The organism is Companilactobacillus bobalius (genome assembly GCF_009764355.1).
Map to the genome: position 1 here is coordinate 1 of NZ_LNUA01000072.1, position 1514 is coordinate 1514.

Annotated in this window: 2 protein-coding genes; both read right to left on the reverse strand. The window is 26.6% G+C overall.

Features of this window, described 5'->3' with window-relative positions:
• Positions 1 to 104: 104 nt before the first annotated feature.
• Positions 105 to 524 (reverse strand): helix-turn-helix domain-containing protein, encoded by a 420-nt coding sequence (locus ATN92_RS15105; protein WP_056954773.1) that lies wholly within the window; start codon positions 522 to 524, stop codon positions 105 to 107.
• Positions 525 to 640: 116 nt separating this feature from the next.
• Positions 641 to 1213 carry a hypothetical protein gene (locus ATN92_RS15110; protein ID WP_056954774.1) on the reverse strand — a complete coding sequence of 191 codons (573 nt, stop codon included), beginning with the start codon at positions 1211 to 1213 and terminating at the stop codon, positions 641 to 643.
• Positions 1214 to 1514 lie beyond the last annotated feature (301 nt).

Sequence of the window (1514 nt, forward strand, 5' to 3'; positions counted from 1 at the left end):
TTTTTCGAGTTGTGATCGTTTTCTCGCAAGGTCTTTAGTGCTTTTAAAATATCACGGTCCATTTCGGCATCATGTAGTTTAGCTTTTAGATCGAGAATTTCTTGTTAATATTTCTCTTCTTTTGTGGAATTTAAACGTGTTTGTTTCTTCTTTTTCTTGGCCATTAACGGTCGTCTCCCTCTGGGACGACGCCTTAATCCAATAACACCATAGTGATTATATCTATATATCCATGAATTAACCTGGCTAGGTGATATTTTGAAATAAATTGCAGTATCAAGGCGACTGATCTTATGTAATTTATAATATTCTATCACGGATAATTTAAAATCTTGAGAATAGTCTTTATGAGATTTTTTAGTTATCAAATAATTAAGTCCATTTGCCTCCGCTTCATGGACCCAGTAATAAATCGGTGATTTACTGGGCATTCCATATTTTTTTGATAATCCAAGTATAGAAATTTGTCCATCAAAGTATTCATTTACTAGTTTAACTTTGAATTCTGAAGAGTATTTGGTCATAAAAAAAGTGCTCCTAAAATTGTTAGATTATGTCTAACAATTTTAGGGCACTTCAAATAGTTGGCTATTTACCATGTCACTTTTTTTAACGACGTATATAATAAACTGGAAAATATTTAGACTTTTATAATGTTAGGAATCTTATAACCTAATAATTGGAATATGGAATCCGTTGATGGAAGTGTATTTAAAGTATTTTTATTCTTTTTTATGGGCACAATTGGAAGAACGGTTTGTGATCTTTTTTTAAGAGAATATTCTATTTTTATGGGACGAACCAGAATATAAAAATAATCAGAATCAATAATATACTTAAATTTACCATAGGAAGAATTATTTATTGATCTTTTATCAATATTGATTCCATTGTCAAAAAAAATAGTGTGGTCTTTTTTTGCTAAAATCTGAACATTCTTATTAATAAATATTTTCCACATTAAAAATTTTAAAAAGAAAATACAAAAAATCATTGCCAATAGATCTTGTATGGAATATATCAATTTTACTAGTGTTAGTTCATGAGGGTCATCAAGTAGAGAGATAATTATAATAAAGGAAAAACTTATTACAGAGAGAAACTGGCAAAATCTGATTCTTTTATTAAAAGAGCTTAGAATGTTATTTTTCTTCAACAATAAAAAAACATATTTCCAATCTGCTTTTGTTAAATTGTTATTTATTTTAATCATAGAAAAAATCCATTTCTTAAAAATTCATTTCTTAAAAATTCATTTTCACATATTTGAAAATGTAATAAAAGCCCGATTATGGTATATGAAAATAAAAAAAAAATAATGTGAATGAAAATCTTTTAGAAATATAATCTAAAAGATTTAAGAAACTTGATCGGAAAATTAAATAATATAAAAAGAACCTAGATAATTTTTGATTTATTGAAGTGCAATAAAAAAGTTAGACATTTTTATAAGTTTTAAAAAATCATGGATTGCTCCCTGTATTCTACAGGGGACAATCCATTTTTGTTTAAAG

Excerpts from the sequence above, each read along its gene's own strand:
- ATN92_RS15110 (WP_056954774.1), bottom strand. The coding sequence starts at position 1,213 with ATGATTAAAATAAATAACAATTTAACAAAAGCAGATTGGAAATATGTT.
- ATN92_RS15105 (WP_056954773.1), bottom strand. The coding sequence starts at position 524 with ATGACCAAATACTCTTCAGAATTCAAAGTTAAACTAGTAAATGAATAC.